This window comes from Phyllobacterium sp. 22552, assembly GCF_052044585.1.
GTDB lineage: Bacteria > Pseudomonadota > Alphaproteobacteria > Rhizobiales > Rhizobiaceae > Phyllobacterium > Phyllobacterium ifriqiyense.
The window spans coordinates 277,332-292,749 of sequence record NZ_JBQENG010000006.1 but is presented as its reverse complement, the minus strand read 5'-3'; the positions used below and the strand labels follow the sequence as shown (position 1 = coordinate 292,749).

Sequence of the window (15,418 nt, the reverse complement as noted above, 5' to 3'; positions counted from 1 at the left end):
TGATGTTTGACGCAAATGGCGGGACTTATGTCGCAAGTGTTTGGTGTGTTATCGTGAGCAAATGCGCATAGTGTGAGCATAAGGGAACGCCTCGCAAAGACGAGAAAATGGGATTGTATCATTCGCGGGCGCTCCGCCCGGTATGCATCGCCATTTTCGTATCCATGTGAGGGCGAAAGGTGGTAATGCGAACAGTCGAAACTTTTCCGCATAAGATCACAGAGCAAGCCGATATGGGCATCGTCATGCCCGACGGCTGCCGCCTTTCAGCGCGGGTCTGGATGCCCGAGGAAGCTGACGAAAATCCTGTTCCGGCCATTCTTGAATTTCTGCCATATCGCAAACGTGACGGAACGACCGCGCGCGATAATCTGACCCATCCTTATTTTGCCGGGCATGGCTATGCCTGCTTGCGTGTTGATATGCGCGGGAATGGCGATTCCGAAGGATTGATGGAAGACGAATATTCCGAACAGGAATTGCAGGATGCCTGCGATGTCATCAAATGGATTGCGGCTCAATCCTGGTCGACCGGCAAGGTTGGCATGATGGGCATTTCCTGGGGCGGTTTTAACTCGCTTCAAGTGGCGGCAATGCAACCGGATGCACTCAAAGCCATCATTACGCTTTGTTCGACCGATGATCGTTATGCCGACGATATTCACTATAAGGGCGGTCTTCTGCTGAATGAAAATCTGGGTTGGGGCGCAACGATGCTGTCCTATTCATCCAGAGCGCCTGATCCGGCCTTGGTTGGGGAAAAATGGCGGGATATGTGGCTCGAGCGCTTGGACAATGAGCCATTTTTGCCTGCTGTCTGGTTGAATCACCAGACACGCGATGGCTATTGGCAGCGCGGCTCCGTTTGCGAAGATTTTTCGAAGATAAAGGCCGCGACACTTGCGATCGGCGGCTGGGGCGACGCTTATAAGAATGCGGTATCCAGATTGATGACGGGAATTACTGCACCGGTAAAAGGTATTATAGGGCCTTGGGTGCATAAATATCCGCATTTTGCGGTGCCGGGTCCGCGTATCGGCTTTCTCCAAGAGGCTCTGCGCTGGTGGGATCGATGGCTTAAGGACATTGATACCGGCGTTGAGAATGATCCGGCCTATCGCGGCTATCTGATGGATTCTGTACGGCCTAAAAGCTGGTATACGGAGCGGCCTGGTCGCTGGATTGCAGAAGAACAATGGCCATCGCAAACTATTGGAACTGCGCTGTTTCACCTTCACGACGACAAGAGCCTGTCAGGGCAGCCTTCAGACGCCTTTTCGCATCTGGTGTCATCGCCGCAGGATTGCGGGATGATGGGAGGCGAATACTGCGCGATCTGGCTGGGTCCGGAAATGCCAGGCGATCAGCGCCGCGATGACGCTCTTTCCGTTTGCTATGATATGCAACTCGACCGGTCGATGGATATTGTCGGTGCGCCCGAAATTACATTGAAACTGACGAGCGACAAGCCTGTTGCCATGGTTGCCGTGCGACTTTGCGATGTGCATCCGGACGGCGCCTCAACACGCATCACCTATGGTGTTTTCAATCTTTGCCATCGCAATAATCACGCTGTACCCGAAGCATTGGAGCCGGGCAAAAGCTATGAAATCAGCTTCAAGCTTGATGATATCGCTTATCGCCTCCCTGCGGGGCATAAGTTGCGGGTTGCCGTATCCTCGTCTTACTGGCCAATGGTCTGGCCTTCACCGGAACCCGTCAGTCTGACAATTCAATCTGGAACAATTGCTGTTCCGTCGCGGGCAATGGCTGAGGGTGACGAGTGGACCTTCGCCGAGCCGGAAGCAGCATCGCCATGGCAATTGGAGACGTTGCGCGACAGTGCCAATAGTCGCTCAATTGTCCATGATCAGGTCAGTGGAAAGATTGTACTGTTGATCGAAGATGATTTCGGCGAAGCGCGAGACAAGGATCACGGTCTGATCCATGGCGGTGTGGCGCGTGAACGCTGGGAAATTCAGGCCGATGATCCGCTATCGGCGCGGGGTGAAACCCATTGGACCGAGATTTCGGGGCGTGACAATTGGCGTATCAGAACTGAGACTTTTACGAGCATGCATTCTGACAAGCACAAATTTTATCTCACGGGCCGGATCGAGGCCTATGAGAATGACAATGTCGTATTCGAGCGTGATTTTGCGGAAACAATTGATCGAAATTTCATATGAGAATGTCCGGCATTCGCACATGAGAAGTATCTAAAGGTTGAAATACATAGCTATCAGGTCGCATAATTAGAGAAAACCAGAAGGCGCAAAGCGTCTTAGACAAGAAGGGGAATTCAATGTCTAATGAACTCGACTATCTCAGCCGCAGGGTTGCACTTGGAAAGCTTTCGCGCCGGGATTTCCTCGGTCGCGCCGCTGCGCTCGGCGTAACCACAGTTTTTGCCAATTCACTCCTGACCAGCGCAGCCTTGGCTGAGGGGCCGGTCAAAGGTGGTACGCTTAAAGCCGGTATGCAGGGTGGCGCATCGACTGACAGTCTTGATCCAGCCACCTGGCAAAGTCAGGTTCCCTACAAGTTTGGGCGCCAATGGGGCGAGCAACTGGTCGAGATCCAGCCCGACGGAACTTTGCAACCCAAGCTTGCCGAAGAGTGGGGCTCATCTGACGATGCGAAGGTCTGGACATTCAAGATTCGCAAAGGCGTTCAGTTTCACGACGGCAAGGACATGACGCCGGACGATGTTGTGGCAACGATGGAACGCCACTCCGACGCGAATTCCAAGTCCGGTGCGCTAGGCGTCATGGGTGGTATCTCCAATGTGAAGAAAGACGGCGATACCGTTGTATTTACACTGAAAGAAGCCAATGCTGACCTGCCATTCCTGATGGATGACTACCATCTCATGATTCAGCCGAATGGCGGCAAGGACAAGCCCACAGCCGGTATTGGCACGGGTCCCTATAAGGTCGTGACTGACGAGCCCGGCGTTCGCCATATCGGCGCAAAGTTTGAAAACTATTGGAATGGCGACAAGCGCGGTCATGCCGAGCAAATTGAAATCATCGTGATCAATGATGCAACTGCACGTACTTCCGCGCTGCAGTCGGGTCAGGTGCACATGATCAACCGGGTCGAGCCGAAGATTGTCGATCTGGTCAAGCGCGTGCCGGGCGTCACCATTCAGAACGTGGCCGGTAAGGGACACTACGTTTTCATCGCTCATTGCAACACGGCGCCGTTCAATAATAACGACCTGCGGTTGGCGCTTAAATATGCGATGAACCGTGAGGACATGGTGCAGAAAATTCTGCGTGGTTACGGTTCGGTCGGCAATGATTTCCCGATCAACAAGGCCTATCCATTATTCTCTGACGATATTGAGCAGCGCGCATACGACCCTGATAAAGCCGCCTTCCACTTTAAAAAGTCGGGCCATGACGGGCCAATATTGCTTCGCACATCCGACGTTGCCTTTCCGGGCGCTGTCGATGCGGCTCAGCTTTATCAGCAGAGCGCTGCAAAGGCCGGCATTACCATTGAGGTCAAGCGCGAGCCCGGCGATGGCTATTGGTCAGAAGTGTGGAACAAACAGCCATTTTCCGAATCCTATTGGGGCGGGCGTCCAACGCAAGATCAGATGTATTCGACGGCCTACCTTTCTACCGCCGATTGGAATGACACGCGCTTCTTCAATGAAAAGTTTGACAAGATGCTGATTACGGCACGCGGCGAACTGGACGAAGCCAAGCGCAAGTCGATGTACCGCGACATGTCAGTCATCGTGCGCGATGAGGGTGGGGTGATCGTGCCAATGTTCAACGACTTCATTGATGCGACAAGCGCAAAGGTGGGCGGTTGGGTACCAGATGGCAATCAGGAGATGAGCGGCGGTTACGCATTGTCGCGTTGCTGGCTGAACGCCTGATCGGCCGCGTGAGATGAGTACACCTGTCCTGAAACTGGTTGCCCAACGCATCGCGATGGGCATCCTTCTTCTCCTTGCAGTTTCCGTGCTGATTTTTGCAGGCACCCAGATTCTGCCTGGAGACGTTGCGCAATCCATACTCGGGCAATCAGCCACGCCGCAAGCGCTTGAAAACCTGCGACGTGATATGGGCCTGAATGATCCAGCCTATATCCGCTATCTCCATTGGCTTGGCGGCATATTGACCGGTGATTTGGGAACGGCCCTCTCAAGCGGGCAGGACATTGCAAGCTCACTGAAAGGAAGGCTGTGGAACACCTTGTTCCTTGCATTCTGGGCAGCAATTGTTTCCATTCCATTGGCTATTGGTCTGGGACTGTTGGCAGTGCGCTATCGCAATGGTTTTGTGGACAAGCTCATTTCCGGCCTCGGTCTGGCCTCAACTTCGTTGCCCGAGTTTTTTACCGGATACCTGCTGATCTACTTTGTCGCCGTTCGTCTGCAATGGTTCCCAAGTGTTTCAACGGTTTATGAAGGCATGCCGCTGGGTGAAAGGCTCAGCGCCATTGCCTTGCCGGTCACGGTCCTGACACTGGTTGTGCTTGCGCATATGATGCGCATGACACGCGCCGCCATTTTGAACGTCATGCAATCTGCCTATATCGAAACGGCCGAGCTTAAAGGGCTTTCTCCCTTACAGATTATTACCCGGCATGCCTTTCCCAATGCGATCGCGCCAATCGTCAATGTCGTCATGCTCAATCTCGCATTTCTGGTCGTCGGGGTCGTGGTGGTGGAGGTCATTTTTGTCTACCCTGGCATGGGGCAATATCTGGTGGACCATGTAGCCAAACGCGATGTGCCGGTCGTCCAGGCATGCGGGCTTATTTTCGCGGCTGTTTATGTCAGCCTGAATATCATTGCTGACATCGTGGCGATTGTCTCCAATCCCCGCCTCAGACATCCGAAGTGAGGCCCGCATAATGTTGAATGCAAAGAATATTCCAATCAGTGCGTGGATCGGACTTATCATCACCGCGATATTTATATTTGCAGCGGTCTTCGCGCCTTGGGTTGCGCCATATCCTGTAGGTGAGACAGTTGGCGATGTTTGGGAGCCAATGTCGGCAAAATATCTGCTTGGCACGGATAATCTGGGACGTGATCTGTTATCACGCATGATTTTCGGTGCCCGCATCACGATCTTTATTGCAGCGATGGCCACGGCGCTGTCGTTTATTCTGGGTTCAGTGCTTGGCTTTGCTGCCGCAGTCATTGGTGGCTGGTTTGACCAGCTTATGTCGCGGTTTGTGGATTTGATTATGGCTATCCCGACGTTGATTTTCGCTTTGGTTGTATTGTCGGTTTTGCCGGCAAATATAATGACATTGATCCTCGTCATGGGGCTATTGGATGCGACGCGCGTTTACCGGCTGGCCCGGGCAGTAGCCGTTGATATCAATGTCATGGACTTTGTCGAGGCTGCGAAACTTCGTGGCGAGGGCCGTATCTGGATTATTTTCCGGGAAATATTACCCAATGCCCTGACACCTTTGATCGCAGAGCTTGGCCTGAGATTCATATTTGCAGTTCTTTTCCTTTCGGCACTTTCCTTCCTTGGCCTCGGTGTCCAGCCGCCTGACGCTGATTGGGGTGGAATGGTGAAGGAAAACAAGGAGGGTATCGTCTTTGGCATTCCTGCAGCTTTGATACCTGCTGCGGCCATTGCTGTGCTTGCGATCTCGGTCAACCTTGTCGCGGACTGGATATTGAACCGAACCACCAGCCTGAAGGGAGGTCGCGGATAATGGTCAAAGCTCCATTGAAAGACAAAACAGGCCTTCTTCTCGACATCCGCAATCTGCGTATCGAAGCAACCAGTTATCCGCCTGGAGAACCGCCCAGGAATATTATTATTGTCGACGGTGTGTCGGTAAAGCTTGAGCGGGGCAAGGTGCTCGGACTTATAGGCGAATCCGGTGCGGGCAAATCGACAATCGGGCTCTCCAGCATGGGCTATGGCAGGGGTGGCGTACGCATTACCGGTGGTGAAGTGCTGTTGAACGGCCGAGATATTCTGAAAGGCGGCGCCAAGATTTTGCGGCAGATACGGGGCCGCGAAGTTTGCTACGTGGCGCAATCGGCTGCTGCGGCCTTCAATCCTGCGCGCAAATTGATGGATCAGGTGATTGAAGCCGCGCTGCTTCACAAAATATGCACCAAGGCCGAGGCAGAAAAGCGCGCGGTCGGACTTTTCAAAAAGCTGGGTCTTCCAAATCCTGAAACTTTTGGCCAGCGCTTTCCGCATCAGGTATCGGGCGGACAGCTACAACGTGCCATGACAGCCATGGCTCTATGTTCGGAGCCGGATCTGATTGTCTTTGATGAGCCAACGACGGCTCTTGATGTTACCACGCAGATTGATGTGCTGGCTTCCATCAAGGATGCAATCCGCGATACGAATGTCGCCGCACTCTATATCACGCACGATCTTGCTGTGGTTGCACAGGTCGCTGACGACATTCTCGTCTTGCGCCATGGCAAACAGGTCGAATACGGAGATACACAACAGATAATCAAAGCGCCGCGCCAAGCCTATACAAAACAGCTTGTGTCCGTGCATCACATTCCGCACGAACAAAAAAGTCCCGCCGACAAGCCAATTCTATCGGTGAGGAACATCACCGCTGCCTATGGCGGCGGATTGGTCAAAGTGCTCAAGAACGTTTCTGTCGATATACATCTTGGTCAGACCTTGGCTGTGGTCGGTGAATCCGGTTCTGGTAAATCAACACTTGCTCGCGTCATCACTGGGCTTTTGCCGCCGATGGAAGGGGCGATCACCTTTGAAGGCAGAACATTATCGGCGCGACTTGCCAATCGCACGCGCGACGATCTGCGTGAATTGCAGATGATCTATCAAATGGCTGATACCGCGATGAATCCACGCCAAACGGTCGGTACCATTATCGGCCGTCCGTTGGAATTCTATTTCGGTATGGGTGGCAAGGAACGCGACAAGCGCGTTGCCGAATTGCTGGAAAAAATGGAAATGGGCAAAAATTTTGCTGGCTGCTATCCGGCAGAACTATCCGGCGGGCAGAAGCAGCGTGTTTGCATCGCGCGCGCACTGGCTGCAAAACCCAAGCTCATCATCTGCGACGAGGTAACCAGCGCGCTTGATCCCTTGGTTGCTGACGGTATTTTGAAACTGCTTTTGAATTTGCAAAAGGATGAAAACGTCGCTTATCTTTTTATCACGCATGACCTTGCGACAGTGAAATCCATATCCGACTCCATCGCAGTCATGTATCGGGGCGAGGTGGTTCGCTACGGTCCGAAGTCGGACGTGTTGAAACCGCCATTTGACGATTACACGGATTTGCTCTTGTCGTCGGTTCCAGAAATGGAACTCGGCTGGCTGGAAACGGCTATGAAGACAAGGCGAATGGCAAGCGCTGGAAACTAAGTTAAATCTGGCCGGGCCAACGGCCTTGGCCGAGCAAATGTACGGCGGTTGTGATCCGGCGAAAGCTCGCTCGCGCACGATCAACGCTGTGGCGCGCACGAAGGTAACCATGAACAAGACCGGGTTCATTGTTCCAGAGCGCCTTTCCCCCGGCAGCGCTGATTTTGTTGCAATAGTCGCGGCCATCGTCGGATAGTGGGTCACATTCCGCCGAGATGGCGATCGTATCGGGCAATCCGTTGAAATCCTGATCATTCAAAGGTGCAAAGCGCGGATCGTTTGACCAATTAAAACCACCACCGCGAATTTCAGCATAGTAGAGCGTATCGCGCGTCGTCAGCATTGGTGCTTGAGCATGGGTAAGATACGAGCCTTGATCTGTTTCACCACCCAGCCCGGGATAGATAAGAACCTGACCAACGGGAGCACGTTCGTGACGGCGCACATGATGTGTGACCGCGGCGGCGAGATTTCCGCCAGCACTGTCACCGCATAAAATGATCGGCAATTCGCAGGTGGATGCGACGTGTTCAAACGCCGCGAGGCAGTCAAGGAATGCTGCTGGATGCAAATGTTCAGGCGCTAAACGATAATCAACCGAGACGATACGAAAGCCGGTAGCATCGCAAAGTTCAGCACAGACATCATCATGGCTCTCAAGCCCACCCACGACAAATCCGCCACCATGGAAATAGAGGCATACAGCCTCTGGATCGCTATCAGACTTTTCGTAGACCCGGATCGGTATCCGCTGTTCTGCGGTATGAACGAATTTGTTAGTCGAGGAAACCGATCCTGGATATTGCGAAAAGAATGCCCGGCACATGGTGTTGTAGACTTCGCGTTGCCGGGCAACGGAATGATCCGTAGAATCTGGCGGATAAAAACTATTGGTCCGCTCAATGAAAGCCCAGGTCTGCTCGTCGATCAGGGCGGAGTAGTCAGTGGTCATTTTCCCTTCCAAACGGGATCGCGTTTTTCGGCGAATGCCTTGAACCCTTCTTGCCCATCTTCCGAAGCATAAAGTGTGTCGACTGTACGGAATTTCCGCTTTGTGATCCAGTTCATGGCTTCCTGAAAGCCCATGCTTTCCGCTTCGCGCGCGACTTCCTTGATGGCAGCGAAAACCAATGGAGGTCCGCTTTCAAGCATGCGGGCAATTTCCCAAACGCGTGCCATGAGATTGTCTTTCGGCAGCACCTCGTTGACCAGCCCCCAACGATGGGCTTCAGCAACATCCATCCAGCGGCCAGTCAGGAGCAGGTCCATTGCAACATGGTAGGGAATGCGTTTTGGCAATTTTACAGTCGCGGCATCTGCCAGCGTACCAGCGCGTATTTCCGGCAGTGCAAAACTCGAATGATCGGAGGCATAAATCAGATCGCAGGAAAGGGCGAGTTCAAAACCACCGCCGACCGCCATGCCATTGACGGCAGCAATAACCGGCTTGTTAAGTTCCAGTAATTCTTGCAGGCCGCCGAAGCCGCCAACACCGTAATCACCATCCACAGCATCGCCGCTGGCAGCTGCCTTCAAATCCCAGCCGGCGCAAAAGAACTTGTCACCCTCGGTTTGTACGATTGCCACACGCAGTTCCGGATCATCGCGGAACTTTTTGAATGTTTCGCCCAGCAGTCTGCTGGTTGTCAGATCAATGGCATTGGCCTTTGGCCGATCAAGCGTAACTTCGAGAATGCCTCCCTCGCGCCGCGTTCTGACAACATCATTCATGAAAGTTCTCCCTTTGTAACCAGCAGCGCATCCGCGATCCAGGCCCCTTGGCCAACTCCGCAGACCAATAGCGGATTAATATCGAGTTCAACAATTTTTCCCGCATTTTTTACCGCAAAGGCAGCAATGCCCATGATTGCGTCCAGAGCCGCATCCAGATCAGCCTTGGGCTTGCCGCGATAGCCATCAAGCAAGGGGAACATACGCAGTGAACGCAAAGCGGTTTCAATATCGCTGCGGCTTGATGGCAGAAGCAGCGTTACCGTGTCTTGCAGCAATTCTACCATGACCCCGCCAGTACCCAGCGTCATAACAGGGCCGAACTGCGGATCGTCGATAATGCCGACAATGAGTTCTGCCACTGTACCTGTTACCATGCGCTCGACATAAATGCCGGAACCAAGATCAATCAGGTCGTCCGCCGCTGCTTTGACTGCATCTGCATTCTTTAGATTCAGCCTGACGGCATTTTGCTCTGACTTGTGGGAAATGCCGAGCGCCTTGAGGGCGACCGGATAGGCCAGTTTATTGGCGACGTCTACGGCTTCAGCAGACGTCGTACAGCGTTGACCTTCAGGAACCGGCAAGCCTGCGGCTTTCAAAATGGTTTTAGCTTGAGCTTCATCAGGTGCTGCCGTGTTGCCAAAGTTTTTACCGGGAGTAGCCACCGGCAGAGCAATTTCTGTGACCCAAGCCTTGCCGATGAACGCTGCCGCCTCAGCAGCGTCAAAAGCTTCGACAATTCCGCAAAGTGGGGCAATGCCTTTGGCGATGAGCTGCGCCATATATTCTTCCGGAATGTTTTCAGGCAATGAGGCCACGATAGCGCCCTTAGCATTGTTCGTGCGCAATGCATTCTCAAAGCCGCGAACAGTGGACCACCAATCAACGTCCGAGCACCGGTCCTTGCGCGGAAAATCGAGGACAAGACAGCTCAAAGAAAACCCGCCCGCGACCATCGTCGTAAATGTTTCAGTCAGTGCTGGTTCATTATTCCAGATAAAAGTGTGGTAATCGAGCGGATTGGCCACCGCAACGAGAGGTCCGAGCGTCGACTTCACTTTGGCGCGATGTTCCGGCGTCAAAGCAGGGAAGTGAACCAGGCGGCCTTCAGCACTGTCAGCCATAACAGAGGCTTCACCGCCCGAACAACTCATTGAACAGAGCGTGTTTCCATCAAGTGGTCCATGCACGTGCAACAATTTGAGCGTCTCGAGGAACGATGCGATTGAATTGACACGAGCAATGCCCAGCCTTTTCAGAAATGCATCGGAAGCAGCATCCGAACCAGCCAGCGAAGCCGTATGGGAAACTGTCGCAGCTCGTGCTTGTTCTGAGCGTCCAACTTTCATCGCAACGATCGGCTTGCCGAGTTCACGGGCGCGCTTTGCCAGTAGTTCAAATTTGGATGCCGATTGAAAAGCCTCAATATGCAGACCGAGCGCTGTGACGCGTTCATCCTCAAGCAGGGCAATCGCCATGTCAGGCAAGCCGGTCTGAGCCTGGTTGCCCGCCGTCATGACGTGAGCAATCGGCAGTCCGCGGGTCTGCATCGTCATATTGATGGCGATGTTGGACGACTGCGTGATGATGGCTACGCCCCGTTCGTCCGGCTCCAGCCGTCTGCCGCCATGTTGATCGGGCCAAAGCAGAGCGCCATCACAATAATTGATAAGCCCATAGCAATTAGGCCCGATGATCGGCATTTCACCCGCCGCCTCGATCAGTTCTTCCTGAAGTCTTGCGCCGTCGGCGTCATCCGCGCCTGCTTCGAGGAAACCCGATGCATAGCAGACTGCCACGCCCGTTCCGATCGCGCGCAGTTCACGCACAATATCGAGCGTTAGAAAGCGATTAACTCCGATAAATGCGGCGTCAGGACCTGCCGGTAAGTCGGCAACGGAGCGGTAGACTTTCAATCCGTATATTTCATCATGTTTGGGATGCACCGGCCATATCTCACCGGAAAAACCCATTTTTTGCGATTGCTTTATGACTTCAGCAGCTTGAAGGCCGCCGAAGACAGCAATGGTCTTGGGTCGAAGCAGGCGATCCAGTTTATGCGCCATCAAATACTCCGTTACGCGCCATGCGGACGGAGCAGGGCGCGCGATATGATATGCCGCTGAATCTCGGACGTGCCTTCCCAGATGCGCTCGACCCGGGCGTCGCGCCAAATTCGCTCCAGCGGCAGATCATCCATCAACCCCATTCCGCCATGAATCTGGATCGCTTCATCGGCAACGAAAGCCAGCATTTCAGTGGCTTTGAGCTTGGCCATTGCCATATCCTGATCCGTAACGGTGCCTTGGTCGAATTTCCAGCCGGCTTCAAACGTGAGCAGATCCGCCGCTTTTAATTCAGTTGCCATATCAGCCAATTTGAACGACACACCCTGAAACTTGCCGATCTGCTGACCGAACTGCTGACGCTGTGCAGCATATTCAATTGCGTGAGCGAGTGCGCGTTCAGCACGACCCAAACAGGTCGCAGCGACCTGCAAACGTGTAGCCCCGAGCCAGGTATTGGCCACTTCAAAGCCTTTATGAACTTCACCAAGAATAGCATCTTGCGGCAAGCGGCAATCATCGAACTCGATAATCGCATTGCTATATCCACGGTGCGAAACATTGCGGTAGCCTTCGCGGATGGTCATGCCCGGATGACCTTTATCGACAAAGAATGCCGTGATTTTCTTTTTCTTGCCGCGCGGTGTGTCTTCCTCGCCTGACGCCACAAAAAGAATGACGAAATCGGCCTCAAGCGCGTGGCTTATGAAGTGTTTCGTGCCATTCACCACCCAATCGCCATTATTCTCGACGGCAGATGCTTTCATGCCGCGCAAATCGGAACCAGCGCCGGGCTCTGTCATGGCCAGACAATCGGATTTCTCGCCCCGAATACATGGATAGAGATATTTCTCTTTTTGTGCGTCAGTTCCCGCCAGCAATATGTTCGACGGACGTCCGACACAGGTCCAGTGCAGGGCATAGTTTGCGCGGCCGAGTTCTTTTTCATAGAGCAGCCAGGTAACAGTATCGAGACCAGCACCGCCCACTGATTCCGGCATGTTGGCCGCATAAAGGCCTGCTTCAATGGCCTTTTGCTTCAACTCGTCCGCGAGTTCTTTTCGCAGGATGCCAGTGCGTTCGACTTCTGCCTCATGCGGATAAAGCTCATTCTCGACAAAAGCCCGCGTCGTATCAACGATCAGGCGTTGTTCTTCCGAAAGACCAAAATCCATTGTTTCAGCCTTTCTTCTTTTTGGGCTTACTCGTCACGGCCTTTGCTGCTGCCTTGGACAGAGCGGGTTTTTGTGCCAGTTTTGAAAGGCGCTTCGTATAGTCCTTATAGAGCGCACCAGCACCCCACCCTTTGCCCTTATTCTGCTTGGAAAGAGCATCCATGATGGCCACGAGATTGTCGTCACGTATGCGTTCGAGTTCACGAATGGAAAGTCCGTGAGCCTGTTCGTCAGATTGGTTGGCAATCTTGTCGACCAGTTCTTCGGTCAGTTCCGGCACATCCATGAGCTTGGTCCATGGCCATGACAGGCACGGACCGAACTGGGCAATGAAATGACGCATCCCGGCTTCGCCTCCAGCAACGCGGTAGACCTGGAACATACCCATTTGCGCCCAGCGAATGCCGAAGGAGTAGCGCATGATGTCGTCAAGTTCTTCAACGGTCGTGATGTCATCTTTGATGAGCCAGAGAGCCTCGCGCCAAACAGCTTCAAGCAGACGATCACCGACAAAAGCTTCAATTTCCTTGCGAATGACCACTGGTTTCATGCCGATAGACGCGTAAAGTTCCCGTGCTTTTTCGACCGCTTCCGGAGATGTCAGTTTGCCTCCGACAATCTCCACCAATGGCAAAAGGTAGACCGGATTGTAGGGGTGGCCAACAACCAGACGTTCCGGGTGTTTCATTGATGTTTGCATGTCAGACGGGAGAATGCCGGAAGTCGAAGACCCAATGATCGCGGTCACATCGGCATATTTATCTATTTCGGCCAGCACTTTGTGTTTCAGGTCGAGACGTTCGGGAACGCTTTCCTGGATGAAGTTTGCACCAGCAACGGCTTCCTCAATCGACTTGGCAAAAGTCAACTTGCCTTCTTTAGGCAGCCCATCCGGCAACATCGTCTTGTAGGCGCGACGCGAATTCTTCATCACCTCGCTGACTTTGCGTTCTGCTTCCGGATCGGGATCGAATATTGAAACATCAATTCCGTTGAGAAGCAGGCGGGCTACCCAGCCAGCACCAATAACTCCGCCACCGACAGCGGCTGCCTTGCGAATGCTTGCCATGATTTTACCAGCCCTTTGTCAATTTCATGCGTTCACGAACTTCTTGAGGACCGAGAATACGGGCTCCCATGCCTTCGGCAACTTTTACGGCTCGTTCTACCAATGGGCCGTTTGTCGCCAGCACGCCTTTATCGAGCCAGATATTATCTTCCAGACCGACACGGATATTTCCGCCCGCAAGCATCGCCATTGCCGCATAGGGCATTTGGTTACGACCAATAGAAAATGCGGAAAAGGTCCAGTTGGAGGGCAGGTTGTTGGTCAGGGCAAGCAATGTACCAATATCGTCTGGCGCACCCCAAGGAATACCCATGCAGAGTTGAACCATAACAGGATCATCGAGCAGACCCTGATCATAGAGCCATTTGGCGAGAAGGAGGTGACCCGTGTCGAAGATTTCGACTTCAGGGCGAACGCCCAGCGCCTGAATCTGTGCTGCCATTGCTTTCAGCATGGCTGGCGTATTGGTCATGACATAGTCGCCTTCACCAAAATTCATGGTGCCACAGTCGAGCGTGCAGATTTCGGGGCGAAGTTTAGCCACATGTTCCAAACGCTCCGTCGCGCCGGCCATGTCCGTTCCATCTGCGGAAGGCGGCATAGGCTGCTCGACACTGCCGAGCGTCAGATCCCCGCCCATGCCTGCGGTCAAATTGAGCACCATGTCCACGCCAGAGGCCTTTATGTGCTCAACGACTTCCGTGTAGAGAGTTATATCGCGTGAACCCTTACCAGTTTTCGGGTCGCGTACGTGAATATGAGCAATCGCAGCACCCGCATTGGCAGCGGCAATACACTCATCAGCAATCTGGCGGGGAGTTACCGGCACCTTGTCCGAACGGCCTGTCGTGTCGCCAGCGCCAGTAACGGCGCAAGTGATAAATACTTCGCGATTGGGGGTAAGTCCCATTTGTCTGCTCCCATTATTTATTGACCTGATCATGCCCCCATTGCCAAGGAATGCTTTGCGATATACGAATTGAAATTGATGAATAACGAAATATCTCCACTGTTTTTGCCCAATACCGAGCCGTTAAATGTAACGGTTCTCGTATTCAGTGGCGCTTCCCTGATGTGTGTTGCCTCGACAATTGACCCCATGCGAGCAGCGAACCGGGTTTCAGGCGCATCATTGTTCAAATGGCAAGTCGTTTCCCTTGACGGTAAACCCACCATGACGACCTGTGGCTTGCCTATCGCTGTTTCCGGTCAGTTTAATGCATCGGAAAAGGGCGATATGCTGCTGGTCGTCGGGGGTTTTGGCACCGCGGACATTGCACGCACGACATTCACTGCAAATTTGCGGCGGGCAGTACACAATTATCAAATGATCGGCGGCATCGAGGCAGGTTCATGGTTGCTCGGACGTGCCGGACTATTGACCGGGCGTCGCGCAACCACCCATTGGGAAGATATGGAGGAGTTTACCGCAGAGTTTCCTGATGCGGACATCAGACCGGATCGCTATGTCATTGATGGCCCGGTTTTCACGAGCGGCGGCGCATCGCCGACTTTCGATCTCATGCTGCATTTGATCCGCTCGCGCTACGGCATGTCGGTCGCGCTCGATGTTGCAAGCGTGTTCATCTATGACGAGGCCCATGCGTCCAATGATGCACAGCCTTTGATCTCACTCGGAAGACTGGACAATGTGCATCCAAAGCTAGCGGTCGCTATCCGATTGATGGAAGGTCATATCGAGCAGCCGCTGACGGTTGGAGCAATCGCCAAACGATGCGGACTTAGTGCCCGAAGCCTTGAGAAGATATTTGCAAAAGCTGTCGGGGAAGGGCCGGGGCGGTACTATCTGCGCTTGCGCTTGAAAGTCGCGCGCAGACTCATTACCGATACCAAGTCGCCGCTTGCCGATATTGCTGCACGAACGGGATTTTCCTCTGCAGCAGCGTTCACCCGCACATTTCGGAGTTTTGAAGGCAAGCCGCCAAGTGCGTTTCGACCTATTCAATGAGAGTCGCTTTTGACAAAGCGATGAATTGCCCATCCATGCTT

General features: G+C 53.4%; 12 protein-coding genes. 6 read left to right on the top strand and 6 right to left on the bottom strand.

Annotated features, from left to right (window positions below; all coding sequences use genetic code 11):
* Window positions 1-185: 185 nt before the first annotated feature.
* The 5 genes from ACTJI9_RS16070 (at window position 186) to ACTJI9_RS16050 (ending at window position 7,364) form a co-directional block, all read left to right on the top strand.
* Window positions 186-2,189 (top strand): CocE/NonD family hydrolase, encoded by a 2,004-nt coding sequence (locus ACTJI9_RS16070; RefSeq protein ID WP_440809283.1) that lies wholly within the window; start codon window positions 186-188, stop codon window positions 2,187-2,189.
* A 116-nt stretch (window positions 2,190-2,305) separates the two neighbouring features.
* A complete protein-coding gene (locus ACTJI9_RS16065) occupies window positions 2,306-3,895 on the top strand; it encodes an ABC transporter substrate-binding protein (protein ID WP_115052958.1) in 1,590 nt (529 codons plus the stop codon).
* Window positions 3,896-3,908: 13 nt separating this feature from the next.
* On the top strand, window positions 3,909-4,868 hold the full coding sequence (locus ACTJI9_RS16060; RefSeq protein WP_122084269.1) for an ABC transporter permease: 960 nt from the start codon (window positions 3,909-3,911) through the stop codon (window positions 4,866-4,868).
* A gap of 10 nt (window positions 4,869-4,878) precedes the next feature.
* Window positions 4,879-5,703: an ABC transporter permease gene (locus ACTJI9_RS16055; protein WP_440809278.1), complete on the top strand. Its 825-nt coding sequence runs from the start codon at window positions 4,879-4,881 to the stop codon at window positions 5,701-5,703.
* Window positions 5,703-7,364, top strand: a complete 1,662-nt coding sequence (locus tag ACTJI9_RS16050; RefSeq protein WP_440809277.1) for an ABC transporter ATP-binding protein — start codon at window positions 5,703-5,705, stop codon at window positions 7,362-7,364. The genes ACTJI9_RS16055 and ACTJI9_RS16050 overlap by 1 nt, the downstream gene beginning before the upstream one ends.
* Window position 7,365: 1 nt before the next feature.
* Here the strand turns inward: ACTJI9_RS16050 and ACTJI9_RS16045 are convergent, their stop codons facing one another.
* Genes ACTJI9_RS16045 through ACTJI9_RS16020 form a run of 6 tightly spaced genes read right to left on the bottom strand, consistent with a single transcriptional unit; the run spans window position 7,366 to window position 14,318 of the window.
* Complete coding sequence (locus ACTJI9_RS16045; protein ID WP_354343812.1) at window positions 7,366-8,316, bottom strand: alpha/beta hydrolase; 951 nt, start codon at window positions 8,314-8,316, stop codon at window positions 7,366-7,368.
* Window positions 8,313-9,095: a carnitinyl-CoA dehydratase gene (locus tag ACTJI9_RS16040; protein WP_440809274.1), complete on the bottom strand. Its 783-nt coding sequence runs from the start codon at window positions 9,093-9,095 to the stop codon at window positions 8,313-8,315. The genes ACTJI9_RS16045 and ACTJI9_RS16040 overlap by 4 nt, the downstream gene beginning before the upstream one ends.
* The gene (locus ACTJI9_RS16035; RefSeq protein ID WP_440809272.1) at window positions 9,092-11,164 is read right to left on the bottom strand and encodes an acetate--CoA ligase family protein; all 2,073 of its coding nucleotides are present in this window, start codon (window positions 11,162-11,164) and stop codon (window positions 9,092-9,094) included. The genes ACTJI9_RS16040 and ACTJI9_RS16035 overlap by 4 nt, the downstream gene beginning before the upstream one ends.
* Before the next feature lie 11 nt (window positions 11,165-11,175).
* Window positions 11,176-12,339, bottom strand: coding sequence for an acyl-CoA dehydrogenase family protein (locus ACTJI9_RS16030; RefSeq protein WP_336440037.1), 1,164 nt, complete (start codon window positions 12,337-12,339; stop codon window positions 11,176-11,178).
* 4 nt (window positions 12,340-12,343) lie between these two features.
* Window positions 12,344-13,408, bottom strand: a complete 1,065-nt coding sequence (locus ACTJI9_RS16025; RefSeq protein WP_307285322.1) for a carnitine 3-dehydrogenase — start codon at window positions 13,406-13,408, stop codon at window positions 12,344-12,346.
* 4 nt (window positions 13,409-13,412) lie between these two features.
* Window positions 13,413-14,318 (bottom strand): 3-keto-5-aminohexanoate cleavage protein, encoded by a 906-nt coding sequence (locus ACTJI9_RS16020; RefSeq protein ID WP_115052967.1) that lies wholly within the window; start codon window positions 14,316-14,318, stop codon window positions 13,413-13,415.
* Window positions 14,319-14,396: 78 nt separating this feature from the next.
* Between ACTJI9_RS16020 and ACTJI9_RS16015 the strand changes: the two genes are divergently transcribed.
* Complete coding sequence (locus ACTJI9_RS16015; protein WP_440809267.1) at window positions 14,397-15,377, top strand: GlxA family transcriptional regulator; 981 nt, start codon at window positions 14,397-14,399, stop codon at window positions 15,375-15,377.
* Window positions 15,378-15,418 lie beyond the last annotated feature (41 nt).

What these genes read in the sequence shown, in the direction of transcription:
- ACTJI9_RS16070 (WP_440809283.1), top strand. Translation starts at nt 186, where the DNA reads ATGCGAACAGTCGAAACTTTTCCGCATAAGATCACAGAGCAAGCCGAT.
- ACTJI9_RS16065 (WP_115052958.1), top strand. Translation starts at nt 2,306, where the DNA reads ATGTCTAATGAACTCGACTATCTCAGCCGCAGGGTTGCACTTGGAAAG.
- ACTJI9_RS16060 (WP_122084269.1), top strand. Translation starts at nt 3,909, where the DNA reads ATGAGTACACCTGTCCTGAAACTGGTTGCCCAACGCATCGCGATGGGC.
- ACTJI9_RS16055 (WP_440809278.1), top strand. Translation starts at nt 4,879, where the DNA reads ATGTTGAATGCAAAGAATATTCCAATCAGTGCGTGGATCGGACTTATC.
- ACTJI9_RS16050 (WP_440809277.1), top strand. Translation starts at nt 5,703, where the DNA reads ATGGTCAAAGCTCCATTGAAAGACAAAACAGGCCTTCTTCTCGACATC.
- ACTJI9_RS16045 (WP_354343812.1), bottom strand. Translation starts at nt 8,316, where the DNA reads ATGACCACTGACTACTCCGCCCTGATCGACGAGCAGACCTGGGCTTTC.
- ACTJI9_RS16040 (WP_440809274.1), bottom strand. Translation starts at nt 9,095, where the DNA reads ATGAATGATGTTGTCAGAACGCGGCGCGAGGGAGGCATTCTCGAAGTT.
- ACTJI9_RS16035 (WP_440809272.1), bottom strand. Translation starts at nt 11,164, where the DNA reads ATGGCGCATAAACTGGATCGCCTGCTTCGACCCAAGACCATTGCTGTC.
- ACTJI9_RS16030 (WP_336440037.1), bottom strand. Translation starts at nt 12,339, where the DNA reads ATGGATTTTGGTCTTTCGGAAGAACAACGCCTGATCGTTGATACGACG.
- ACTJI9_RS16025 (WP_307285322.1), bottom strand. Translation starts at nt 13,408, where the DNA reads ATGGCAAGCATTCGCAAGGCAGCCGCTGTCGGTGGCGGAGTTATTGGT.
- ACTJI9_RS16020 (WP_115052967.1), bottom strand. Translation starts at nt 14,318, where the DNA reads ATGGGACTTACCCCCAATCGCGAAGTATTTATCACTTGCGCCGTTACT.
- ACTJI9_RS16015 (WP_440809267.1), top strand. Translation starts at nt 14,397, where the DNA reads ATGAATAACGAAATATCTCCACTGTTTTTGCCCAATACCGAGCCGTTA.